The sequence below is a fragment of the Mesorhizobium sp. G2-6-1 genome (assembly GCF_055809095.1).
Map to the genome: position 1 here is coordinate 1,218,173 of NZ_CM147896.1, position 24,510 is coordinate 1,242,682.

A 24,510-nucleotide genomic window follows, 5' to 3' on the forward strand; every position below is an offset into this window, starting at 1 on the left:
GAGGGCCGTATACGGGCCTAGAACCGAATACGCCGATACGTTATGCCAAATTCAACCCCGGTGGAGCGCCATTGATGCCATTGCAGAACCGGGTCGATCCGTTTGGTGCCATTCACGCTGTGCCGGAACGCGGTCTTTTTACCGGCAATCGCGGTATTCTCCATGACCCCGATACAAAAACACTGCTGAAACGGCGATGGACGCTGAAAGCCTGGATCATCTGCGTGTGCGAGTTTCGCGGCGTGCGCCGGGTGCCGATGGGACGCAACCGGCAAGGTAACGGCCAATCTCAAGCCAGGGCCGGGTGGACAGAATTGTTCTTCCTCGACGAGGTCACTGCACTGGCGGCTGGCCATCGGCCCTGTTTCTTCTGCCAGCGCGAAAGGGCCAAGGACTTTCTTGGACGATTTGGCGCTGCGTTCGCTGTTTGCGATCCGCGCGCACCGCAGATGGATGCCCGCCTGCATGGCGAAAGGCTGGCATCGGGTGGACGATTGACCGCCATCCCGGCCAATGACCTCTCCAATTTGCCAGACGGGGCGATGGTCGCCGATAGCGGCAAAGCCTATGCCATTTGCAACGGCAAAGCGTTACCCTGGTCGTTCAAAGGCTATGGGCGGGGCATCAATTTCAGCGAATTTTCAGGCCGCTCCCTCCACTTGCTGACACCGGCAACAACACTTGGTGTGCTGGAGCACGGTTACGCGCCCACATGGCACTCAACCGTGGAGGCTTGACGCAACAACGAGCCTGCCGCATTCCTCGAGGATGCGCGCAAACTACAAACTGCAACGAATTTTCGTTCCCGATGACCTGACCAACGGCCATGAATGTGAAACGAACCAGCAGCAAAGCCACTACCTCCTCCATGTCTTGAGACTTGGCGAGGGCGCAAAAGTGCTCCTGTTCAACGGGCGCGACGGCGAATGGTCGGCAACGATCACTTCCAAGACCAGAAAAGCGGCTCGCCTCGAAGTCGGTGAATTGCAGCGTCCGCAGCCGGTGTTGCCCGACCTCATCTATTGCTTCGCGCCATTGAAACAGGGCCGGCTCGATTATCTCGTTCAAAAGGCGGTCGAAATGGGTGCTGGCGTGCTGCAACCGGTCATCACCCAGCATAGCCAAGTGGCGAAACCGGGCATTGAGCGTATTGCAGCCAATGTCATCGAGGCCGCGGAACAATGCGGCGTTCTGGCGGTTCCGCAGGTACGCGATGGCGTAAAACTTGAGAAATTGCTGGCCGACTGGGACCGCAGCCGACGGCTAATCTTTTGTGATGAAGATGCGGACGGCGACAATCCGTTGGCGGCCCTCAAACAGGTCAAGGAGCGCAAGCTCGCCTTGCTGATTGGCCCGGAGGGCGGTTTTTCCGACAATGAGCGCAAGATGCTGCGGGGGCTGCCATTTGTCAGCGCAATTCCGCTCGGCCCGCGCATTTTGCGCGCCGACACGGCGGCGGTTGCGGCACTGGCCTTGATGCAGGCAACCATAGGCGATTGGTGACATGATGCGCGCGCCTAAAAACCCTCAAACACATGGATCGGAAGGTCGAAAATATTCGTCAGGATACGAAATCAATTTCTATTGACACGTATGTCAGGATTTTTCGCTTGATCGGCTTATAGCATATCGTCCAAGTAGCCCGGCGGTTTTACGGGCCGCTATTCAGAGGTACTCATGGCGCGCGACACGACTGATTTCCACCCGATCGAAAGCATCGACGAGCTTGTCGCCTATCTGGCTGTCGGCAACAAACCGCGCGAGATGTGGCGTATTGGCACGGAGCACGAGAAATTTCCGTTCTATATCGACGGCAATGCGCCCGTACCCTACGGCGGCAAGCAAGGCATTCGCGCCATTTTGGAAAGCATGCAGGAAAAACTCGGCTGGGACCCCATCCTTGATGCGGGGCGCATTATCGGCCTTGTCGAGCCGACCGGCCAGGGCGCAATTTCACTGGAGCCGGGTGGCCAATTCGAGCTTTCAGGCGCACCACTGGAGACGCTTCATCAGACCTGCCGCGAGGGCAATGCCCATCTGGCGCAGGTGCGCGAGATTGCAGAGCCGCTTGGCATACGCTTTCTTGGCCTTGGCGGCAGCCCGAAATGGACGCTTTCCGAAACGCCGAAGATGCCGAAATCACGCTATGAAATCATGACGAATTACATGCCCAAGGTCGGGACCAAGGGCCTCGACATGATGTATCGCACCTGTACCATTCAGGTGAATCTCGATTTCGAGAGTGAAGCGGATATGCGCCGCAAGATGCAGGTCTCGCTAAAGCTGCAACCACTGTCGACGGCGCTGTTTGCCAATTCACCCTTCACCAATGGCAAGCCAAATGGTCTGCAAAGCTGGCGCGGCGATATATGGCGCGACACCGACAATCAGCGATCGGGGCTGCTCGATTTCTGTTTTTCGCCTGATTTCGGCTTTGCCGATTATGTCGAATGGGCGCTGGACATACCGATGTATTTCGCGATCCGTGACGGTCACTATCATGACATGACGCATGTGACCTTCCGCCAGTTCATGGCGGGTGCTGCCCGCAACGACATACCCGACGGCATGGCGACGATGGGCGACTGGGCAAATCACCTCTCGACGCTGTTTCCCGATGTGCGGCTCAAGCGGTTTCTTGAAATGCGGGGGCTGACGGTGGACCGTGGCGGCGCATTTGTGCGTTGCCGGCGCTGTGGGTCGGGCTTTTATACGATGAAGAGGCGCTGGCGGCGGCCGAAAGCCTGACAGCAGGCTGGACCTATGAGGACGTTGGGGCAATGCGCGATGCCGTGCCCGAACTTGGCATATCGGCACAGTTTCGAAATGCCTCGTTGCGTGACCTTGCCCGCGAAGTTCTGACCATCTCGCGGCTTGGGCTGACGAACCGTGCCAAACTCAATCATGACGGCTACGACGAAGCGTCATTCCTGCACACGCTGGACGAGGTGGTTAGCCGCGGCACGACCAGCGCGGAGGAAATGCTTTCCGCCTATCACACGCGCTGGGGTGGTTCGATCGAACCGGCTTTTACGGAATATGCCTATTGAGCTTTCATGAGGGGAATATTCTGAAAACCGGATTCCACTTTTCGGTCCGATGCCCGAATACGTTGACTGAGCATCGGAATATTCCGAAAACCGGATTCCACTTTTCGGTCCGATGCTCTAGGCTTGCCATTGAGGAACCGCGCCCGAGGAGAAAAACATGCTTCCCTTGTTCGACATGCTCACCCAGGCCCAGAACGGCCAAGGCATGAACATTCTGGCCAAGCAATTCAACCTGTCGCAGCAGCAAGCGCAGCTTGCGGTGGAGTCGCTATTGCCGGCGTTTTCGCAAGGTCTCAAACGCAATACGGCTGACGCTGGCGGGCTTGGCGGATTTTTGAACGCGATGGCCAGCGGCCAGCACGCGAAATATTTCGAAGATGCGCAAAAAGCGTTCTCGCCGCAGGGGGTCGATGAAGGCAACGGTATTCTGGGCCATTTGTTCGGCTCGAAGGATTTGTCGCGCGCAGTCGCATCACAGGCCGCGCAAGCCACCGGCATTGGCCAGCAAGTGCTGCAACAAATGCTGCCAGCGGTTGCCTCGATGATCATGGGCGGGCTTTTCAAGCAATCAACGAACCAGATGCAGGCTGCCGGCGGATTTGGCGGAGGTAACAATCCCCTTGGCCAGATCATCGAACAGATGATGAAACAGGGCGGTGCCATGATGGGCGGTCAGGCAGCGCCGCAACAAATGCCTGAACCGCAAAACCAGGCAAACAACCCGTTTGGCAACAACCCTCTTGGCGATTCGCCATTCGGCAAGGTTTTGCAGGACATGTTCGGCGGCGCGCAGGCCGCACCTCAAGGTGGCACGCAGCCAACGCAAAATCCACTTGGCGACAACCCGTTTGGCAAGGTGTTGCAGGATATGTTTGGCGGTGGCCAGCAGGCGCCTACTCCAGAGCCGCAACCGCAACGTCAGAACAATCCGGGCGGGCAGCCGAAAAACCCTTATGATGATATTTTCGGCAAGATGTTTGAAACCGGACGCCAGCAGCGCGACGACTACCAGAAAAATGTCGAATCGGTGTTCGATCAGTTTTTAAGCGGCATGGACCGCAACCGATAGAGCAATCTTGAGCGCGGCTATCTATTCATAAAAAAAGCCCGGTCCACCAGGAACCGGGCAATTTTGCAGGCGGCCGGAAGGGTGCCGGCGAGCGTGGGGAGCCTGCAGTATTTCTTTGCCGGATTGAGGGCTTAAGCCGCGCGGCCGGTCAGATTCCCGTTTTCTGAAATCATGCAGAAAATTCAACCTATCGCCGTGCCATTTCCTCAATGTTTTCAGCCCGTTCTGCTACGATGTCACGCAGGAATTCAGTCGGATCGTTTCTGATCGACCTGGAATCTGCAACCGCCAGATCGGCGCGGACAAGGCCGATATCGGCAAGTTCAGCATCGGACATTTCGTCAAGCTGGTAAAAGGCGCGGCGATTTCTAAAGGCGCGAGTGAAATTGACAATGGAATTGGCCACACGCGTCACACCAACCGGACGCGGGGAAATGCGCGATGTTTCGGCAGCGCAATCATACGCAGTCATGTCATTCTCCTTCAGGTTCTCGAGCGCAAACCGTCCGGGCGATGCTGCTCGCCGGACATTGGCTCATTTCACATGGTGTCATGTGGACGATGACAATTTGCAGCGAAACGATTGATAAATCCAACGAATGTTTCTAATGTTTATCATCAATCATGATGATGGATTACCTCATGAAACCGCCACTCGATCTCGACCAATTGAAAACATTTATCTCGATTGCCGACAGCGGCAGCTTTACGCGCGCCGCAGAAGAAGTGCACCGCACGCAGTCCGCCGTGTCGATGCAGATGCGTCGGCTGGAAGAGCGCGTCGGCAAGCCGCTATTTGCCAAGGACGGGCGCACGAACAGGCTGACCGAAGACGGAGAGCGGCTGTTGGCTTATGCGAGACGGCTGATGCAGCTCAACCGCGAAACCCTTGCCGCGTTCGACGACAACCGGCTTGAAGGCACGATCCGCATCGGTACGCCGGACGATTATGCCGACCGCTTCCTGCCGGAAATCATGGCCCGCTTTGCCCGATCCAATCCGCATGTCGAGTTGACCGTCATCTGCGAGCCGACACCCGGTCTGGTCGATCATATCAAACGCGGTAATCTCGATATTGCTCTGGTGACGCACAATGATGCCCGTGGCCAATCCGAGGTGGTGCGTCGCGAACCGCTGTTGTGGGTGAGTTCAATCAACCATCCGACCCATGAGCAGGCGGTGCTGCCGATGGCCTTCGGCAGGCCCAATTGCATCTGGCGGCGCGCCGCTTGCGAGGTCCTCGACGCTGTGGGCAAGGACTATCGTATCCTGTTTTCAAGTTTCTCGGCCACGGTCGTTGCGGCTGCCGTTCTTTCAGGTCTTGCCATCTCGGTGCTGCCGGAATGCGCGCTGCGTCCCGGAATGCGGGTATTGGGCGAAGCCGATGGATTTGGGACACTACCGGATTGCCATATCGGCATTGTGCGTGGTCAAACATCCAAGCACGAGATCGTTGATGCGCTGGCTCGCCACATCTCGGAAAGCCTGGATAACATCTCCGTGCCGGCAAGCGAAGAAGGCGGAAGTTTCGACTTCGCCTCACTTGCCTTCACCAAGATGAAACGAACCAGACCAAACCAGATCCTGCCGGGTTGGTGAGGCGATAATGGAACGATACGGCTCTTGACCGGAGGAGGCAAAAGCTTCCCTATCGAGGCATGAGCGATCCAGTGTCCGAATCACGAACCAATGCCACCGAATATACGGTGAGCGAAATCTCCGGCGCGTTGAAACGCACGGTCGAGGATACTTTCGGCAATGTGCGCGTGCGCGGCGAGATTTCCGGCTACCGCGGGCCACATTCTTCGGGCCATGCCTATTTTGCCCTGAAAGACGAGCGCGCCAAACTGGATGCCGTCGTCTGGAAAGGCACTATGGGACGCCTGAAATTCCGCCCCGAAGAGGGAATGGAGGTGATCGCCACCGGCAAGCTGACTACCTATCCCGGCAGGTCAAATTACCAGATCGTCATCGATAATCTGGAACCGGCGGGTGCCGGTGCGCTGATGGCATTGCTGGAAGAGCGCAAGCGAAAATTGCAGGCGGAAGGTCTGTTCGATCCCGCCCGCAAGCAGCTCTTGCCATTCATGCCGCGCGTGATTGGCGTTGTCACTTCGCCGACGGGTGCGGTTATTCGTGACATTCTCCATCGTATCAAGGATCGCTTCCCGCTGCATGTGATCGTCTGGCCGGTGCGCGTGCAAGGCGAGACGGCGGGTGCAGAGGTCGCTGCCGCTGTTGAAGGCTTTAACGCTTTGGTCCTGGACGGGCCGATCCAGCGACCCGATCTGCTGATCGTGGCGCGTGGGGGCGGCAGTCTTGAAGACCTCTGGGGTTTTAACGACGAGGCACTGGCGCGCGCTGTGGCGGATTCCAACCTGCCGGTGATTTCCGCAGTCGGGCATGAAACGGACTGGACGCTGATCGATCTGGCGGCCGACGTGCGCGCGCCGACGCCGACGGGGGCTGCCGAAATCGCGGTGCCGGTCAAAGCCGATCTCGAAGCAACATTGTCGGCTCTTGTATCGCGGCTACGCGCCTCGATTTCGCGCCGGTTGGAGCGTGAGCGAAATGCCGTGCGGGCAACCGCGCGGGCCTTGCCCTCCGCCGATCAATTGCTGGCGCAGCCGCGCCGACGCTTCGACGAGGCTGAAAGCCGTCTTGGACGGGCGTTGAAAGTTGGCGTTGAACGAAAGCGGGCGCGGTTGACGGCCCAACGGCTGACCACGGCAACTCTGGCGCGACGCATGAATGAAGCGCGGACGCTGATCGGACGCGACCTTGCCCGCGCACAGGCCGCATTTTTTGCCATTGCCCGCGAAAAACGAGCGCGTTTTGCCCGTACCGCCGCCAGATTGACGCCGACGCCGATCATACGGCAGCACAAACTGCACGCCGATGCGCTCACCGCGCTTTCGCATCGCGCAGATATGGTGATGACGGTGAGGCTTGAGCGGGCGCGAGGGCGGCTGACGCAGGCGAACAGGTTGTTGTCGACGTTGAAACTATCCGAACAGGCAATCCTTGAACGCGGTTACGCGCTGGTGCTCGACACATCAGGCAATCTCTTGAAACGGGCGGCTGAAGTGAAGCCTTCGCAAGCGCTGGAATTGCGGTTTGCCGATGGCGTGACGCATGCCGTGGCAAGCGGGGGCACGCCGCCAACCAGTGCGCCAAAGGCTTCAACCAAGCCCGCTGCCAAGCAAAAAGACCCCGGGCGACAAGGATCTCTGTTTTAAGGATCTCTGTTTTAGAGTGTGAATGCGATGACAATTGCCGCAACTTACCGCGCCACGCCGTCAGGTAAACCGAGGTCTCGCGGCTATGGCATCGAGTTCGACGGCAGGCCCGGTCCATTCAACGCCATTACCGATGTTCCCGGCGTAACGGTCGGCTATACGACCCTGATTGAGGGTCAAGGCCCCCTGGTCGTGGGAAAGGGGCCGGTTCGCACCGGCGTGACGGCAATTCTGCCTCGACCTAAATCCGATCTTGCCGTCCCGGTCTTTGCCGGGCTTTTCAGCCAGAATGGCAATGGCGAAATGACAGGGTCGCACATTATCGAAGAAACCGGCGCTTTCGATTTTCCCATCACCATTACCAATACCCATTCTTGCGGAGTTACGCGCGATGCCACACTTGCCTGGATGCAGCGTGAATTTCCCGAAGCGCTGGAAAGCGGGTGGGGGTTGCCGGTGGCCGCAGAAACCTATGATGGTTTCCTGAACGACATTAACGGCCACCATATCGTTGCCGATCACGTTTTTTCGGCCCTCGACAATGCAGCGGGCGTGTCAATCGAAGAAGGCAGTATTGGCGGTGGAACCGGCATGATTGCCTTCGGGTTCAAGGCTGGATCGGGCACGGCTTCGCGCGTTGTCGAATGGCAGGGCGAACATTTTACGGTAGGTGCCTTCGTTCAGGCGAATTTCGGACGGAGGACCAATTTCATGCTGCGCGGCCTGCGTGCCGGTCGCGAATTGACGGAGCCGGCGATTCGCGAAGCTACGCCGCGCGCCGAAAAGGGTTCAATTATTGCGGTGGTGGGCACCGATGCGCCCTTGCTGCCACACCAGATGAAGCGGCTGGCAAGACGCGTTCCGCTTGGCGTCGCCATGACCGGGGGTTATGGCTACCACAGTTCCGGCGACATATTTCTGGCTTTTACCACGGCCAATGGGCAAGCGGCGCTAGGCCGTTCGGGTCAACTTGCCAGCGCAAACTTCATTCCCGACACGGATATCGACCGCTTTTTCGATGCCGTGGTGCAGGGTGTGGAAGAAGCAATACTCAACGCCATTATCGCCAATGAGGATATGACCGGGCGCGATGGAAATTTCGTTCCTTGCCTGCCAAAATCCTGGCTTGAGAAAAAATTTGGCAGATCGTGAAATTTGCCGCGCATTGAACAGCGGCCAAGGCCGCATGCGCTCTATCAGCCGTTAGACTGGTTCTTGGTATCCAACGGGTCTTCCTCAACCTCGACAGCATCTTCAAGACGCGAGGCGATGAGATCCTGGATGTCGCCAACTTCCTCCTGGATGTCTTCAAGCGGAATACCGGCGGCCGCCGCCCTGGCAGCGCATTCACGCGCCAGCGTTTCGGCGTGCTGGTCGATTTTCATGGGCAGAGTGGGTGATTGGCATTTCTCGCCGATCCACTCTTGAAGAAACTTGATCGCATGGTCGCTCATTCGGATGCCTTGTCCTACCTAAGCTGGTTTCGGTGTCGTTAAACGTGCAACATCTCAAAAAGATGCCGTATGCTTTTCAAACTGCGTTCCCATCGATCACGCCTATCATGCCTTGCGTATATGGTGCGATGGAGTTCAAGATTTCAACAGCTTCGTTGTTGGAAAATGGTACCGTTGGCTGGGCTCGAACCAGCGACCTCCGGATCCACAATCCGGCGCTCTAACCAACTGAGCTACAACGGCGCATTGCCCTAGCAAGATCGGTAAAATTCCCATTCTTTGCAAAAAGCTGCGTTGTTCGGCGATGCGTCCTTACGGGTTAATGGAATCTAATTCAAGGCTTTTGGGAGGGCAAAAGGTCGCCTTGTGAGATGCGTGGCCGTGATAAAGCCTTGCGCGTGCTTGTGCTGGCTGCGCTATAGAAAAAGGCCGACGAAAAAACGTCGACCTTTTCAATGCGATATTGGCGGGTCAATAGTGCCTGCCAGTTATTCCCAGTCACCGGAAAAATCAGGCGACCCTGTTCAAATCAAGCAACTTTGAGTTCCTTGAACGCCTTTTCAAAGACGCTCTTGACAGGCTGGGACATTTCTTCGGCAGCTTTCGAAGTAGCGGCCTGGAATTCCTTCGACTGCTCAACGGTCTGCTCGACGCGCTGGCGCAAGAAAGCGGTCTGCAATTCGAAGACTTCCGAAAGCGACTTGGCGCCTACGAGAGCTTCCATGTGCGAGAAATTGGCTTCGGCGGTGGAGCGCAAGGCTGCGATGGTCTTGAGAGAAAGATCGCCGGAAGCGGTCTTGGCTGTCTCGAAGCTTGACTCGAGAGCTTTTTGGGCGTCTTCCGTGCCGGTCTTCATCTTGGCATAAGCCTCTTTCGACTGCTCAACGCCCTTCTCGGCGAAAGCGCGGATCTGGTCGGTGGCCTTGGTAGCGTCAAAGCTTGGGAATTCGACATTACCAATGGTGTCTGTGGTTCTGGATTTGGTCATTTTCCGTCCTTTTTTAGCGTGGCGGCTTTGACAAGAAAGCCATCTTGTTCATGTATGGAGCTCTATATAGAGCATCCTCTTGTGCAATGCAACATAATTGTTGCAACGCAGCATATCAACAGTTGCGCCTGTTAACCACGCGCTCAGAATTCGGGTTCGATTTGCTATGAGATATGGACCTTCGCGTCTTCGGCTTTTATTAACAAAGTGTTAACTGCAACGGTCCGAATTGCGAGGGTCCGCCATACATATGCCGTCCGACAGCTACTCGTTCCTTGACGTCGCCGTTCTCGACGAAATCCGTCAGCGCTTCGCTGCGGGTGATGCGCTGGCTATCGTCTCCGCAAATCTGGAGCAGGTTTTGTGGGCGAACGGGCCGGGCGCTGCACTATTCGGCTATGACGACATAGAGGCTATCATCGGTGCTTCGGCCCGCTTGCCATTGATTGCGCGCCGCCAGGTCATGGCGACCAGTGGCTTCCCGGATATCGGCACCAACCGGGCGCTCTTGATACGCCTGGCCACCGGGCTGTCCAGCCACGCCGTAGCCTTCCATGCCAGCGCAATCACCATGCCCGATGGCGAAAAGGCCGTTCTTCTGGCTGTCCCGGCTGCGCCGGCAGAACCGCTCAAATCAGGCGAGCTTCTCGCACGGGCGATTGGCGGCTTTACCGAAGAAGGCCATTTCCTTGCCTTCGTTGATGGAAACGGTGCAGTTGAAGCCGCATCTGATGGCTTTGCCAGGCTTGCCATTTCACAGCAAACACTTGCCGCGCTTGTTGCCGACGTGGCGAACGAGCGCGATCGCATTGTCAAACGCCTCGTTCCGGCCGGTACTCGCTCCTATCCCGCAGGTCTGGCCCGGTTGACAGATGAGCCGGCGCGCCATCTGCTGGTCGTGATAGACGAGGGACAGTTCAGCAATTTTGCACCTGATGTAATCGCGAGTCGGGAAAATTCCCCTGTTTCCGGCAGCCCGATAGTCGATCCGGCAGCATCGCCCGAGCCGAACGAGCCCTTGTCACGTACCGCAGCCGCCGAGGAACACGGCGAAACCGGCCAGTCCAACATCTACGAAGCGCCTCGGTCTCAGCGTCTTTGGTATGTCGAGGCCGGTATAGATGAAGATGCGCGCAAAGCCCGCTCGAAAGAGAAAGAGCCTGCGCAAGAACCGGACAATGCCTCTGGCGCGCAGAATGCTGGCGCGACGGGCGACAAAGGGGCCGGTTCGACGCAAAGCGAGGCTGATCCTGCCAGCAAACGCAACCTGTCACCGGTCCGTTTCGTGTGGCGCATTGATGAACAAGGTCAATTCAGCGCCATGTCACCAGAATTCGGCGCGGCTGTCGGCCAGCCGGCTGCCGATGTCGTTGGCCGTCGGTTCCATGATGTGGCCACGACATTTGGCCTCGACCCGACAGGCGAGATCGAAGGCCTTCTCGACCGTCGTGACACGTGGTCAGGCCGTTCGGTGCTGTGGCCAATCGCCGGTACGGAATTAAAGGTGCCTGTGGACCTGGCGGCGTTGCCTGTTTACAGCCGCGACCGCGAATTTGAGGGGTTCCGAGGCTTTGGCGTCGCGCGCATGGCCGATGCGGCGGCCGATCCGGAAAAGATCGGCATGGCGCTTGTCCCCAACGGGCATGGACCTGCTGCTCGTGTGGAAACGGTCGAAGAACCGGCCGGGGATGACGTGCCCGACCCCTTCCAGGGGGAGGTTCCGGTGCTGACCATCACGGCGCAACCCGAACGACGCTTCACCGACAAGGTGATTCGGCTTGCCGAGCATCGGCCTGCGACCAGCGACAAGGGACTGTCGACGCTGGAACGCAGCGCCTTTCGCGAAATAGGTGAACGCCTGAAGAAAGAAAATACACCTGCTGCCGAACCGCCTTCCGGCGACGACAGCGCAGCACTTTCCGATATTGGCGATGACGTGGGTGCAAGCGATCCCGTTCAACTCAAGAGTGAACCTTTGCCTGCGCCAGACATTGAGGCTGCGGCCGACCACGACGAGGCTCGCGGCGATGGAGACATTGCTGAAGCGGTCGAGGAGAAGCGCACCGACGGCGCGGACCCGTCGGAAGTCGCGCCCGCGCTACCCGAAGACGAAGAAGCCACTGAAAGAGCAATAGCCGCGCCATCCGTGCAGACGCCAAGGCCGCCACTTCAAACCTCGGATTTCCTGCCTTCGGCTTTTGCGGTCGGCAATATAATCGACGCGCCGGACACGTCGATCCTCAGCAAGCTTCCTGTTCCCTTGCTGATCCATTCCGGCGACGTCCTCCATTACGCCAATGACGAATTCCTGGACCTGGCGGGTTACGAAACACTCGATGAGTTGGAAGAAGCTGGTGGGCTCGACGCGCTTTTTGCGGACCCCTATGACGATGACAGTTCCGATGAGGTGGATCGCAGCCTGCATTTGAAGACGCGAGACGGCCTGGAATTCCCCATCGAGGCGCTGCTTCGCTCGGTACCCTGGCAAAGCGGCAAAGCACTGATGCTGGTCATTCGACGCACTGGCGAAGAACTACCGGAGGATGAGCAGGCTGCTGGCAGCCCCGATCAGGCCAGCGTCCCGTCGCAGCCCGAAATCTCGGAACTCAAGTCACGCATAGCCGAGATGCGAACCATCATCGACACCGCCACCGACGGTGTCGTGCTGATTGCGCGTGATGGGACGATCCGCTCAATCAGCCGACCGGCCGAGGCGCTATTTTCATTTGAAAGCGATGAAGTGGCAGGCAAGCCGTTCGCCTCATTGTTTGCCATAGAAAGCCAGCGCGCGGCGCACGACTATCTCAACGGCTTGTCGGAACATGGCGTGGCAAGCGTGCTCAATGATGGCCGCGAAGTCATTGGGCGCGAAGCGCAGGGGCGCTTTATTCCGCTGTTCATGACAATCGGCAGGCTCCCCAACGAGAGCGGCTTCTGTGCGGTAGTACGCGACATTACGCAATGGAAACGGGCCGAAGAAGACCTGACGCAAGCACGCACGGTGGCAGAGCGTGCATCGTCGCAAAAAACCGACTTCCTTGCCCGTATCAGTCACGAAATTCGCACGCCCCTGAACGCGATCATCGGATTTTCCGAGTTGATGGTCGATGAGAAATTCGGCCCGGTGGCCAATGACCGGTATCGCGACTATCTGCGCGACATCAATCGTTCGGGCAATCACGTGCTCGATCTGGTCAATGACCTGCTCGATATTTCCAAGATCGAGGCCGGCCAGCAGGAAATGGACTATGAAGCGGTGTCGCTCAACGACACGCTGGCTGAAACCGTGGCGCTGATGCAGCCGCAAGCCAATCGCGAGCGCGTCATCATCCGCTCAAGCTTTGCCTCGCGGCTTCCCGAAGTGGTGGCCGATCTTCGTAGCGTTCGCCAGATCGCGCTCAATATCCTGTCCAATGCCATCCGCTACACACAGGCGGGCGGGCAGGTGATTGTCTCGACAGCCTATGAACCAGCGGGCGATGTCGTGCTTCGCGTGCGCGACACCGGGATCGGCATGAGCCAGGCAGAAATCGAACAGGCGCTCAAGCCATTCAAGCAGATCAACGCCTTGAAACGCGGGCGTGGCGATGGAACCGGGCTTGGTCTGCCGCTGACCAAGGCGATGGTGGAAGCCAACCGCGCCCGTTTCACCATCAACTCGACGCCCGGCGAGGGAACGATGGTAGAAGTCGCTTTCCCCTCAACCCGGGTTCTTGCGGAATAGCCTAGAGCAATTCCAGGAAAAGTGTGCAGCGGTTTTCTGTCCAGGATTGCGTATAAACAAAACCTTAGAGCAGTTCAGTGATTCTATCAAAAGCTGAACCGCTCTAGCAAAAAAAGGCGCCCAAAAGGGCGCCTTGAATCAATGGAATCTCGTCACAACAGGCTTGAGCGAATTCTTTTCCTCGCGGGGGAAGGAGGAACGGGATTTCTCCCTCAAGTTACCCGTGACTATCGGGGCGAGGGCCTTAACAAATCCTTAACGTGGCGGCGGAAATTTTACGAATCTGTACCAAAGCTGAAGTTTAGGTAAATTTTTAGGTTAAGCTTTTGTAAACCATAACCATTCCTGTTTTTCCATCAGCGGCGTGCGCAGCCATCCTAATCTGCCAATGCCGCAAGGTCGCGGAAAAGTTCGAGCGCCTCAGGATTTGCCAGCGCTTCCTTGTTCTTCACAGTGCGCCCATGAACCATGTCGCGTACCGCAAGTTCAGTGATCTTGCCGGATTTGGTGCGCGGAATATCCGTGACTGCAACAATTCTGGCCGGGACGTGGCGAGGGCTGGCACCGGTGCGGATTTTCATTTTGATGCGCTTTTCCAGATCGGCGTCGAGATCGACACCGGCAGCGAGGCGAACGAAGAGGACAACGCGCACATCATTGTCAAAGTCCTGACCGATGCAAATCGCTTCCAGAACTTCCGGCATCTGCTCGACCTGATTGTAAATCTCTGCCGTACCAATGCGCACGCCGCCGGGATTGAGGGTCGCATCGGAGCGGCCATGAATGATGATGCCACCATGGTCCGTCCATTCGGCGAAATCACCGTGGCACCACACATTGTCGAAACGCTCGAAATAGGCGCCATGATATTTCTTGCCCTCGGAATCGTTCCAGAAGCCGATGGGCATGGCCGGAAATGGTCTTGTGCAAACGAGTTCACCCTTTTCCTGCCGGATCGGGTGGCCATCGTCATCCCATATGTCGACCGCCATGCCGAGGCCCGCACCCTGAATTTCGCCAACCCATACCGGTTCCGTCGGCACGCCAAGCACGAAACACGAGACAATGTCGGTGCCACCGGAAATCGAAGCCAGATGGACGTCACGCTTGATCCCGTCATAGGCAAAGCGGAAATCTTCCGGCGAGAGCGGCGAGCCGGTTGAGGAAATGGTGCGGACGCTGGATAAATCATGGCTTTCGATTGGACGCAGGCCAGCTTTGCGCACAGAGTCGATGAATTTGGCCGACGTGCCGAAATAGGTCATCTTCTCTGCATCAGCATAGTCGAACAGCACATTTCCATCCGGGTAGAAGGGTGAACCGTCATAAAGCAGCAGCGTGACACCTGAAGCGAGGCCGGAAACCAGCCAGTTCCACATCATCCAGCCGCATGTGGTGAAATAGAAGAAACGGTCTCCTTCCTTCAGGCCAGCATGCAGGCGATGCTCCTTGACGTGCTGGATCAGCGTTCCGCCGCCTGAGTGAACGATGCATTTGGGAACACCGGTCGTGCCGGACGAAAACAGGATGAAAAGCGGGTGGGAAAACGGCAGCCGCTCGAATGTCACATCCTTGATCGCGAACGGCTCCAAGGCTTCAGATAGCGCACTCGCCTTATCGACGGCTTCAGCAACGTCAATCGACGTGCCGAGATAATCGACGATGAGCACTTTTCGGATGCTGGAGAGTTTTTTGGCGACCGTCGCGACCTTGTCGGCCACCTCGATAGCCTTGCCATTGTACCAATAACCATCAGGCGCGATGAAGACGACCGGTTCGATCTGGCCAAACCGATCGAGGACGCCTTGTTCACCGAAATCGGGAGAGCAGGACGACCAGACGGCACCGATTGACGCGGTTGCCAGCATTGCAGCAAGCGCCTCCGGCATATTGGGCATCATTGCAGCAACGCGGTCACCTTGCTTGACACCCAGCGAGACAAACAATTGCTGAAGGCGTGACACAAGCGCGTGCAGTTCGTTCCATGACAGGTGGCGTTCAACCTTGTCCTCGCCGCGAAAGACCACTGCGGCATCGGCACCATTCCTGCTCAAGAGATTTTCCGCGTAGTTCAGGCTGGCATTCGGGTAAAACTGTGCGCCCGGCATTTTTCCGGCATTTGCCAGAATTTGCCCGTCGCCGTCGGTACCCTTGTCGCCAATCACGCCACAGAAATCCCAGATGAGATCCCAGAACGTCTCGGCCTCTTCAACAGACCAGCGATGAAGTTCTTCATAGGAAGAAAACGTCCTGCCCGCTTTCGTTGAAGCCGCCTGCATGAACGCGGTCAATGGCGACGACGCTATCTGGTCTTCAGTGGGCGTCCAAAGCGGCGCGTCAGCATTCATCTTCATGTCTCCATACCGGTATTTTTCAGACAGCCCCCACAGGCGAGAACTTCCTTAAGAAGCCTTAAGCATAAAGCGCCGTGGCAGGGCAAGAATCTCTTCTGCCAGATGCAAGCGTGCATGTTGTGGCCATGATGAGGTCATAAGGGCTTGAAAAGCGCCAAGCACTGATTACACCTTGCGTCTGCGTGGTGGAATGCAAAAAGGGGCGAAATGCCATCAATATGGAAACGACGCAGTTTATGGGCGGGTGGCATCGTTGCCATTTTCGCGGTGCTGGCGTTTGCCATTCTTCCATATGTCGCTTCAACCCAGATTGTTCGCGATAGAATAGCTTGGGAGATGAGCGTCTGGAGCGGGTTTCGCGTTGCCATTGCCGGGCCACCGAAAATAGAGGTGTGGCCGCAGTTTCGTGCGATCCTGACCGACGTGACGCTTTCCAAGTGGGCAGACGCCGACCAGCCGCCGGTCGTGGAAGCCGAACGTGTCGAGGTCGGCCTATCGGCACTTGCGGCGCTGCGCGGCAATGTCGTGTTCTCGTCCGCCCGGTTGATACGCCCGACGATAAGAGTGGAGCGCACGCCAGGCGGCCTCTATTTGCCAGCCGTACCGGCGGGCGGGCGGATAACGCGCCCGATCGAATCCACGCGCGCCCTCGTCAATGCCGACCCGACGAACGCCGATACCATTCCGCTGCCCAACGATTCGCTTGGAACGCTGGAATTCAGCGACGGAAGGGTGCTGACAGCGGTCAACGGCAAGGAAAGCGAAGTCGTCACCGGTCTGACCGGCAAGGCCACATGGGCAGCCTTGAACAGCGAAGCTTCGTTTTCCGCAAAAGGCATATGGCGCGGCGAAAACGTTAATGTGGAGTTGGCATCGCAAAAACCGCTTCTGCTTCTATCGGGTGCCACCGCGCCGCTTTCGATATCGTTCAAGGCACCACTTGCCAGCTTTAGCTTCACCGGTAGCGCGAACCTGTCCGACAACGCCTATATGGACGGGCAAGCCAAATTTACCGCGCCTTCGATGCGCCGCATGCTCGAGTGGTCGGGTGCAACAGCGGTGCAGGGTACGACAATCGGTTCCGTCAGCATATCGAGCAAGGTCTCGGGAAGTCTCGGACGGGTAAAACTCGAAAATGCGGAAATCGTTCTCGACAAAAATCCGGGTATGGGCGCGCTGGATTTCTCTTCGGCCAATGGCCGCCCGGTGGTTTCCGGAACGCTTGCTTTCGACACGCTCGACCTTGGGTCTTTCCTGTCGGCGTTCACACCGCTTACTTCTCCTGATGGGACGGTTTCCGGCGAGATCGACACCAGCTTCGCCGATCAGCTCAATCTCGATCTTCGCTTGTCGGCAGCGCACGTCATGGCAGGCAAGATTCCACTTGCCGACGTTGCTGCGACGGCTCAGGTCAAGGATGGGCTTGCTGTCTTTGACGTGTCCGATGCCTCGGCCTTCGGCGGCCACATCCAGACCAGCCTGCGTTTCGATCGAAACCCCGGAGGCACGCAGGTCGAATTGCGCCTGCTCGCCTCCGATATCAACGGTGGCGCATTCGGGGCAGCGGTAGGAATGCCGCACTTGATGCCAACGGGCGTGGGAACCGTCTCAGTCATCCTGAAGGGACCGGGCAAAGGATGGGATACGATCTTCGAAAATGCGGATGGGTCTATTTCGGCGACGTTCGGACCGGGAACGCTTACCGGGCTCAATCTGCCTGCCTTCTTGAAACGCAATGCAGATGGCGGATTTTTCCCGCTCGACGATGTGATCGATGGAACCGTGGCGATAGAAGGGGCCGAACTCAAGGCAAACATTTCCAAGGGGGTCGTGCGCATCGAAAAGGCAACAGCCAATTCAGCCAACTCCAAAATATGGCTGACCGGCATCATGCCCTATGCCGGACGTGGTCTGGCGCTTTCTGGCGGAATCACGCAACCGGCTGACGCTTCTGCAGCAACGGAAAATCAGGCAGCCGACACTGGTGGCAATCAGGCATTGTTCTTCGTCGGCGGTAGCTGGAGTAAACCTTTTGTCTCACCGATAAGTCGCGTTCATCCGGCAAATTAAGGCACAAGCGGAGCCTGCATTTACATTCTTTGAGCCGCCTGTTCGTCGCGTTGGCGTTGCACCTCGCGGCGCTTGTTTATCAGTGACGCCACGATGACCCCGACCGTAACGATGGCGATCAAGATCGTACAGACGGCATTGATTTCCGGCGTCACGCCGAGCCGAACCTGACTGTAAATCTTCATGGGCAGCGTTGTAGCTCCCGGGCCTGAGGCGAAGCTGGCAATGACCAGATCATCAAGCGAAAGCGTTAAGGCCAGCATCCAGCCGGAAACGATGGCTGGCGTGATGACCGGCAGAGTTATCTGGAAGAAGGTTTTCACCGGTGACGCGCCGAGATCCATGGCAGCCTCCTCCAGCGAGCGATCAAAAGAGATAAGCCTCGATTGAACGACCACCGCCACAAAACACATCGAAAAAGTTATGTGGGCCAAAGTCACGGTCATAAAACCGCGGTCCAGACCAATGGCGACAAACAGAAGCAATAATGACAGGCCGGTTATGACGTCGGGCATGACAAGCGGGGCGAAAATCATGCCGGAAAAAAGTATCCTGCCCCTGAAACGTGTGTAGCGCGTCAAGGTCAGCGCGCCCATCGTGCCGAGAACGGTCGCCACGGTTGCGGAGATAAGACCCACGCGAATGGTGACCCATGCAGCGTCGATCAAGCCCTGATTGTGGAAGAGCGAAACGTACCATTTCGTCGAGAACCCGCCCCAGACTGTAACCAGTTTCGACGCATTGAAGGAGAAGATGACCAATAAGACGATCGGCAGGTACAGGAAGGCAAAGCCCAGAACGATCGAGCTTATGTTGAAGCGTGTCCAGGATGTGTTCATCTCAGCGATCCTGTTCCTGGGCGCGGGCCTGTGATTGCTGGAAAAGCACGATGGGTACGATCAGCAATAGAAGAAGGATGACCGCAACGGCAGATGAAACCGGCCAGTCACGATTGTTAAAGAACTCGGTCCAAAGTGTCTTGCCAATCATCAATGTTTGCGAACCGCCGAGCAGGTCGGGAATGACGAATTCGCCAACAGCCGGGATGAAAACCAGAAAACACCCGGCGATGACGCCCGGCAGCGAGAGTGGAAAGGTAATTTTCCAGAATGCGCTGGTCGGCGGACAGCCAAGATCCGTGGCGGCCTCGATGAGCGTATGGTCCATCTTCTCCAGGCTCGAATAGAGCGGCAGAACCATGAAAGGCAGATAGGAATATACGATGCCTATGAAAATCGCCGTATAGGTGTTGAGAATGATCAGCGGTTCATTGATGACGCCTGCGGCAAGGAGAACCTGGTTCAACAACCCCTCCGGCTTCAATATCCCTATCCATGCATAAACCCGGATCAGGAACGACGTCCAGAATGGCAGGATCACCAGCATCAGCAATGTCGGTCGCAGCGATGCGGGAGCACGGGCCATTCCATATGCGAGCGGATAACCGACAAGCAGTGTGAGGACTGTCGAGATAGCAGCGATCACAACGCTGGTGACATAAGCATTGAAATAGAGCGCATCCTGCGTCAGCCATAGGTAGTTGTCGAAGCTGAACCCGCTGAACTGGCCGAAAAAGCCCGAAATCCCATCTTTGAAATTGAATGCCGGGATATAGGGCGGGATGGCGATCGCGGTCTGCGACAGTGAAATCTTGAGGACGATGATGAAAGGGATAAGGAAGAAAAACAGCAGCCAGAGATATGGAACAATAATGACGAGGCGCGAGAAAATGCCAGCCAGCAGGCGGGCAATACCGGATTTGGGGATTTTTGCAGCATCCGAGGCAGCAACAGCGGCGGCATTCGACATGGGCGGCCTCCTATCGCGTCAGAACGACGCCGGCATCCGGACTGAAGGACACCCAGGCACGATCATTCCATGTCAGCGGATCGTCAGCTATTCGCGACGTGTTGAAGATACTCGCCCGCACGACCTGACCGTCGCCAAGCTTGACATGATAGACAGTCATATCTCCAAGATAGGCTATGTCGTAAACTTCACCTTCGAGCGAATTGGCCACATTGGCGGGCTTTTTCGAAGACACCCTGATCTTTTCAGGGCGAATGGCAAAAGCAACGCTCTCGCCAGCGGTGACGTCGCCGATATTGTCGACGGTGATTTCGGCTCCACTGACACCGGTTATACGCGCGATGGTAGCATCGCGAGCGGAGACCTTGCCCTCGAACATATTCACATTGCCGACGAAACCGGCCACGAACCGGGAACCCGGAGCCTCGTAGACTTCGGCAGGCGTCGCCACCTGCATGACCTCCCCCTTGTCGAGGATGGCGATGCGGTCAGCCATCGTCATTGCCTCTTCCTGATCATGGGTAACGACAACGAAAGTGAGGCCGAGATTTTGTTGAAGGTCCATCAACTCGAACTGCGTTTCCTCGCGCAATTTCTTGTCGAGAGCACCGAGCGGTTCGTCGAGCAACAGAACCTTGGGGCGCTTGGCAACCGAACGCGCCAAGGCGACACGCTGGCGCTGGCCACCAGAAAGCTGATGCGGTTTGCGTTTGGCGAATTGCTCAAGCTTCACCAGTTTGAGCATCTCCGCGACACGCGCCTCGATATCGGATTTGGCCATTCCATCCTGCTTGAGGCCGAAGGCAATATTGCTTTCAACCGTCATATGCGGAAACAACGCATATGACTGGAACATCATATTGACAGGGCGCCTGTAGGGCGGGATGCCGCGCAAATCCTGTCCGTCGAGCAGGATACGCCCGGCAGTCGGTTCCTCGAAGCCGGCCAGCATCCTGAGCAGGGTTGATTTGCCGCATCCTGATGCGCCGAGAAGTGCAAAAAATTCCTGCTCGTAAACAGTCAACGACAGATTGTTCACGGCGGTAAATTCACCGAACTTCTTGGTGACATTTTCGAACGTGATATAGGGTTTGGCGTCTGGATTTTCCCAAGGCGCGAAATCGCTACGAATGCTGCCCAGTGATTTCATACCCACTCCGTTCCCTGGCCCGGTAAGAAACAACCCCGGCAGACATTCTGCCGGGGCATGGTGATCCGCGCCTATTGGCCGGTTACGATTTTCGTCCAGGTACGTGTGAAAACCCGCTGCGTTTTCGGATCGAGTGGTGAGGTCGTGTAGAGCTTGTCCATGGTTGTCTGATCAGGATAGACAGCCGGGTCGTCAACGACATCCTTGTCAAGCAGCGGCTGTGAAGCCTTGTTGCCATTGGCATAAAAGACGTAGTTCGAAGATTTCGCGATGACTTCGGGCCTCATCATGTAATTGAGGAAAATATGCGCTTCCTCGACATGCTGCGCATCGGCGGGAATCGCCATCATGTCGAACCACATCTGGGCGCCTTCCTTGGGAATCGAATAAGCAAGGTTCACCCCCTGATCTGCTTCGGCAGCGCGGTCGCGTGCCTGAAAGACATCACCCGACCAGCCAACCGCCAGACAAATATCACCGTTGGCCAGCGCATTTATGTATTCAGAAGAATGGAATTTACGAATATAGGGCCGGATTTTCAGAAAAAGCTCCTCGGCCTTTGCGATATCGGCGGGATCATGGCTATCCGGGTCGATGCCCAGATAGTTCATTGCCGCAGGAATCATCTCGGTCGGCGCGTCAAGGGCATAGACGCCGCAATCGGCCAGCTTGGCCATTTTGGCCGGATCAAAGAAAACATCCCATGAATCGATCTTGTCCGTGCCCAACGCCGCCTTGACCTTGTCGACATTGTAACCAATTCCGGTTGTGCCCCACATGTAGTTGATCGCATAGTCGTTACCGGGATCGTATTTCTCGGTACGCTTTTTGATAACGTCCCACATGTTGGAGAGATTGGGCAGTTTCGACTTGTCCAGCTTCTGGAACACGCCAGCCTGTATCTGCCGGGCCAGGAAAGTGGCGGACGGCACCACAACATCGTAGCCACTACCACCCGCGAGCAGTTTTGTTTCCAGTATTTCATTGGAATCAAAGACGTCATAAACAACTTTGATTCCTGTTTCCTTGGTGAAATCGTCAATGATCGAACTGTCGATATAATCTGACCAGTTGTAAACATTGACGACACGGTCCTGAGCATGGGCACCGAAGGTGAAGGACGTCACCAGCGCAGATGCTGCAACAAACCAGGTTGCTTTGTGGGTCATGCAATACTCCTTTGATAATCTCTTTTGCCTGGGCGACCTTGCGCCAACACTGTTTGCAACAGCGTGTTCAGATTATTGAGGCTTTTGGAACGCGACAAGCTCGATTTACACTTGACATGACAACCAGCAATTTGTCGCAAAGCAGAGGCTGCGCCGAAGGTCCATGCCATGGCGATGTTCGTTTGACACCATCTATGCTCGTCCAAAAGCCGAACCGCAGGGACAATTGGCAAGATAAGCCTATTTCGTTGTTGCCGTTTTTCCAGCCTGCCCACCAGCCTGCGGACTTGTCAATGACAAAGCGCTGCATGAGCATTCCACATTGCCGGTAAAAAGCGGCTGCGGCCTATTTTGGGGATGGCAGGCCGGTGATGCCGGGACGGACCGGCTTTAGCTGACGCTTATATTCAAAGGCGAGATGAACGAGCAGCGCGACGAATACTACGGTGCCGCCGATGATGGTGCGGCCCGATGGCACCTCGGAGTGAATAAGCCAGACCCAAACGGGACCCAGCAATGTTTCAAACGTGCCAAGCAGGGCAGCCATTGCCGCGGGAACCAGACGCGCGCCTGTCGCAAAAAATGCCAGACCCAGCCCCAGATTGACGACACCGAAGGTGAACAGGAAGGCCATATCGCGCCCAGACACATCGATCGTCGAGGCTTGAGCCAAGGCAAATGTGGCGGCAAGCACTGTGCCGAGGCATGTGGCCGGGGTCATGCGGACATGGGAGAAACGGCGCGTTATCACCGTTGCGGTGGCGAAAGCCACTGCGATCAACACCGCAAGTCCGTCACCTACCGGCGAAACGCTGCCGCCCAGAGAGTCCGACACCATGATGCCAACGCCGCCAATGACGGCGATAATCGCCATCCAGGTCGTGCCGGAAACCCGTTCGCGGAAAATCACCCAGGCAAACAACGCCGCCAGCAGCGGCACGCCCGCCTGCATCAGCAGAATATTTGCCACCGTCGTATAGGCCAGCGCGACGACGAAACTGGTGGACGCCGTTGCAAAGCAAAGCGCCACAACGCATCCAGGAAGCCCCATATTGCGGAAAAGCTGCCCGGTGCCGCGCCAACCATCCCTCCAGATCATAAAGCAAAACAGGAATGCTGCCGCCCACACTGAGCGCCAGAAAATGACTGTCCAGCTATCGCTTGCATCAATGTAGCGGGCAATTGCTCCACCAAAACTCCACGTCAACGCAGACAAGAACACCAGAACGGCACCAAATCGTTCGGTTCGCGGCGAAAGAGCGGGCAGCAGGGACGGAGATGGGGTTGAAACAATGTCAGTCATGGTGGCCATTCAATGACAAGGGGCTGACGCGATCTGTCGTCTCCAATCGCCATAACGCAAACCGAGCGACAGAGCCTGATCCACTCCGTAATCGTGGTTGTGACAGAACCCGGTTGCACCGCCTTGTTTAAATATGGGAGAGGTGGTTGCCCGGTGCGAAAGGCTGATTAAGCATTGCCAAATGCGGCAATGCTTCGAGGAGAAGAACGAATGAAGACCTATAAGGCGCAGGTGAGCCCGCGGGAGATCAAGGAGCTTTGCGCCTTGCAGTCGTGGCGGTCCCTTGCGGCAATTGCCTTCGACTGGGGCGTGATTGTCGCCAGCATTGCAGCAAGCATCTATTCCGGCAGCGTGTGGGTTTATCTGATTGCCGCCTTGCTGATTGCAGGGCGCATGCACGCGCTGGGCGTGATGATGCATGACGGCGCGCATTATCGCATCTTCAGGAATAAAAAGCTGAACGACTGGACCACCGATCTGTTGGTCGCATGGCCGATATTGTCGACCGCGCAGTCATATCGCAACAATCACCTGACGCATCATCAGCATCTGAATACCGACCGGGACCCCGACTGGATTACCAAAATTTGCGATGAAGCCTTCATGTTTCCGCAAACGGTGCTGCGCTTGACTGTCAAATTTCTTGGCTACCTGTTGGCTTTCAATACGTTGCGCGATCTCAAGCAGGCACTTCCCCGGCTCAACAAGAATGATCGCTCAACGCGAACCTACAAGGCAGCACGGTTCGGATTCTATGGCGTGATTTTGGCGAGCTGCATCTATTTCGGGGTGTTTTTTGAGTTCGTCATCTATTGGATCGTGCCCTATTTCACGGTGCTTTTCGCCATGCTCTATGTGCGCAATATTTCCGAGCATTTCGGCGGCATGAATTATGATGAGGAACTTGGCAGCACCCGCACGGTCGTCCCGCATCTTTGGGAGCGGCTGTTCTTTGCTCCGCACAATGTCAACTATCACATCGAGCACCATCTCTATCCGGGCGTGCCGTTCTATAATCTTCCCAAGCTGCACAAGGCGCTGATGCAGGATGATATCTATCGCAACGAGGCGCATTTGACGCGCGGCTACTCGACCGGCCTGCTCAAGGAATGCCTGACCGCGTCAGCGTGA

Annotated in this window: 18 protein-coding genes, 1 tRNA gene and 1 pseudogene; 10 read left to right on the top strand and 10 right to left on the bottom strand. The window is 56.7% G+C overall.

Annotated features, from left to right (window positions below):
• Positions 1 to 74: 74 nt before the first annotated feature.
• From AC0L7S_RS05805 to AC0L7S_RS05820, 4 genes and pseudogenes are all read left to right on the top strand, one after another.
• Entirely contained in the window at positions 75 to 737 is a 663-nt protein-coding gene (locus AC0L7S_RS05805) for a hypothetical protein (protein WP_473473480.1), read from the top strand.
• A gap of 31 nt (positions 738 to 768) precedes the next feature.
• Entirely contained in the window at positions 769 to 1,503 is a 735-nt protein-coding gene (locus AC0L7S_RS05810; protein ID WP_473473481.1) for a 16S rRNA (uracil(1498)-N(3))-methyltransferase, read from the top strand.
• 174 nt (positions 1,504 to 1,677) lie between these two features.
• Positions 1,678 to 3,050 (top strand): annotated as a pseudogene (locus AC0L7S_RS05815) (glutamate--cysteine ligase).
• 157 nt (positions 3,051 to 3,207) lie between these two features.
• Complete coding sequence (locus AC0L7S_RS05820) at positions 3,208 to 4,119, top strand: DUF937 domain-containing protein (protein WP_473473482.1); 912 nt, start codon at positions 3,208 to 3,210, stop codon at positions 4,117 to 4,119.
• 187 nt (positions 4,120 to 4,306) lie between these two features.
• On the opposite strand, the gene AC0L7S_RS05825 is transcribed toward AC0L7S_RS05820, so the two are convergent.
• Positions 4,307 to 4,591: a YjiS-like domain-containing protein gene (locus AC0L7S_RS05825; RefSeq protein ID WP_473473483.1), complete on the bottom strand. Its 285-nt coding sequence runs from the start codon at positions 4,589 to 4,591 to the stop codon at positions 4,307 to 4,309.
• 170 nt (positions 4,592 to 4,761) lie between these two features.
• On the opposite strand from AC0L7S_RS05825, the gene AC0L7S_RS05830 reads away from it, so the two are divergent.
• Genes AC0L7S_RS05830 through AC0L7S_RS05840 form a run of 3 tightly spaced genes read left to right on the top strand, consistent with a single transcriptional unit; the run spans position 4,762 to position 8,510 of the window.
• Positions 4,762 to 5,718, top strand: coding sequence for a LysR substrate-binding domain-containing protein (locus AC0L7S_RS05830; protein ID WP_473473485.1), 957 nt, complete (start codon positions 4,762 to 4,764; stop codon positions 5,716 to 5,718).
• A 59-nt stretch (positions 5,719 to 5,777) separates the two neighbouring features.
• Positions 5,778 to 7,358: an exodeoxyribonuclease VII large subunit gene (gene xseA / locus AC0L7S_RS05835; RefSeq protein WP_473473487.1), complete on the top strand. Its 1,581-nt coding sequence runs from the start codon at positions 5,778 to 5,780 to the stop codon at positions 7,356 to 7,358.
• Between the two features lie 27 nt (positions 7,359 to 7,385).
• On the top strand, positions 7,386 to 8,510 hold the full coding sequence (locus AC0L7S_RS05840; RefSeq protein ID WP_473473488.1) for a DmpA family aminopeptidase: 1,125 nt from the start codon (positions 7,386 to 7,388) through the stop codon (positions 8,508 to 8,510).
• Between the two features lie 44 nt (positions 8,511 to 8,554).
• On the opposite strand, the gene AC0L7S_RS05845 is transcribed toward AC0L7S_RS05840, so the two are convergent.
• The 3 genes from AC0L7S_RS05845 to AC0L7S_RS05855 form a co-directional block, all read right to left on the bottom strand.
• On the bottom strand, positions 8,555 to 8,812 hold the full coding sequence (locus AC0L7S_RS05845) for a hypothetical protein (RefSeq protein ID WP_473473489.1): 258 nt from the start codon (positions 8,810 to 8,812) through the stop codon (positions 8,555 to 8,557).
• A 166-nt stretch (positions 8,813 to 8,978) separates the two neighbouring features.
• Positions 8,979 to 9,055: transfer RNA gene (locus AC0L7S_RS05850), tRNA-His, on the bottom strand.
• A 286-nt stretch (positions 9,056 to 9,341) separates the two neighbouring features.
• On the bottom strand, positions 9,342 to 9,800 hold the full coding sequence (locus tag AC0L7S_RS05855) for a phasin (protein ID WP_473473490.1): 459 nt from the start codon (positions 9,798 to 9,800) through the stop codon (positions 9,342 to 9,344).
• Positions 9,801 to 10,050: 250 nt separating this feature from the next.
• Here AC0L7S_RS05855 and AC0L7S_RS05860 point away from each other — a divergent pair, with 250 nt between their 5' ends.
• Positions 10,051 to 13,524, top strand: a complete 3,474-nt coding sequence (locus AC0L7S_RS05860) for an ATP-binding protein (protein ID WP_473473491.1) — start codon at positions 10,051 to 10,053, stop codon at positions 13,522 to 13,524.
• Positions 13,525 to 13,901: 377 nt separating this feature from the next.
• On the opposite strand, the gene AC0L7S_RS05865 is transcribed toward AC0L7S_RS05860, so the two are convergent.
• Positions 13,902 to 15,872 (bottom strand): acetoacetate--CoA ligase, encoded by a 1,971-nt coding sequence (locus AC0L7S_RS05865; RefSeq protein ID WP_473473492.1) that lies wholly within the window; start codon positions 15,870 to 15,872, stop codon positions 13,902 to 13,904.
• A gap of 213 nt (positions 15,873 to 16,085) precedes the next feature.
• Here AC0L7S_RS05865 and AC0L7S_RS05870 point away from each other — a divergent pair, with 213 nt between their 5' ends.
• Positions 16,086 to 17,948, top strand: coding sequence for an AsmA family protein (locus AC0L7S_RS05870; RefSeq protein WP_473473493.1), 1,863 nt, complete (start codon positions 16,086 to 16,088; stop codon positions 17,946 to 17,948).
• A 20-nt stretch (positions 17,949 to 17,968) separates the two neighbouring features.
• Here AC0L7S_RS05870 and AC0L7S_RS05875 read toward each other — a convergent pair whose 3' ends face one another.
• The 5 genes from AC0L7S_RS05875 to AC0L7S_RS05895 all read right to left on the bottom strand — a co-directional run bounded on the left by AC0L7S_RS05875 (position 17,969) and on the right by AC0L7S_RS05895 (position 23,379).
• The gene (locus AC0L7S_RS05875) at positions 17,969 to 18,787 is read right to left on the bottom strand and encodes an ABC transporter permease subunit (RefSeq protein ID WP_473473494.1); all 819 of its coding nucleotides are present in this window, start codon (positions 18,785 to 18,787) and stop codon (positions 17,969 to 17,971) included.
• A gap of 1 nt (position 18,788) precedes the next feature.
• On the bottom strand, positions 18,789 to 19,757 hold the full coding sequence (locus tag AC0L7S_RS05880; RefSeq protein ID WP_473473495.1) for an ABC transporter permease subunit: 969 nt from the start codon (positions 19,755 to 19,757) through the stop codon (positions 18,789 to 18,791).
• 10 nt (positions 19,758 to 19,767) lie between these two features.
• The gene (locus AC0L7S_RS05885; protein ID WP_473473496.1) at positions 19,768 to 20,907 is read right to left on the bottom strand and encodes an ABC transporter ATP-binding protein; all 1,140 of its coding nucleotides are present in this window, start codon (positions 20,905 to 20,907) and stop codon (positions 19,768 to 19,770) included.
• A 71-nt stretch (positions 20,908 to 20,978) separates the two neighbouring features.
• Complete coding sequence (locus AC0L7S_RS05890; RefSeq protein WP_473473497.1) at positions 20,979 to 22,076, bottom strand: polyamine ABC transporter substrate-binding protein; 1,098 nt, start codon at positions 22,074 to 22,076, stop codon at positions 20,979 to 20,981.
• A gap of 346 nt (positions 22,077 to 22,422) precedes the next feature.
• The gene (locus tag AC0L7S_RS05895; RefSeq protein ID WP_473473498.1) at positions 22,423 to 23,379 is read right to left on the bottom strand and encodes a DMT family transporter; all 957 of its coding nucleotides are present in this window, start codon (positions 23,377 to 23,379) and stop codon (positions 22,423 to 22,425) included.
• A gap of 210 nt (positions 23,380 to 23,589) precedes the next feature.
• Here AC0L7S_RS05895 and AC0L7S_RS05900 point away from each other — a divergent pair, with 210 nt between their 5' ends.
• The gene (locus AC0L7S_RS05900; protein ID WP_473473499.1) at positions 23,590 to 24,510 is read left to right on the top strand and encodes a fatty acid desaturase family protein; all 921 of its coding nucleotides are present in this window, start codon (positions 23,590 to 23,592) and stop codon (positions 24,508 to 24,510) included.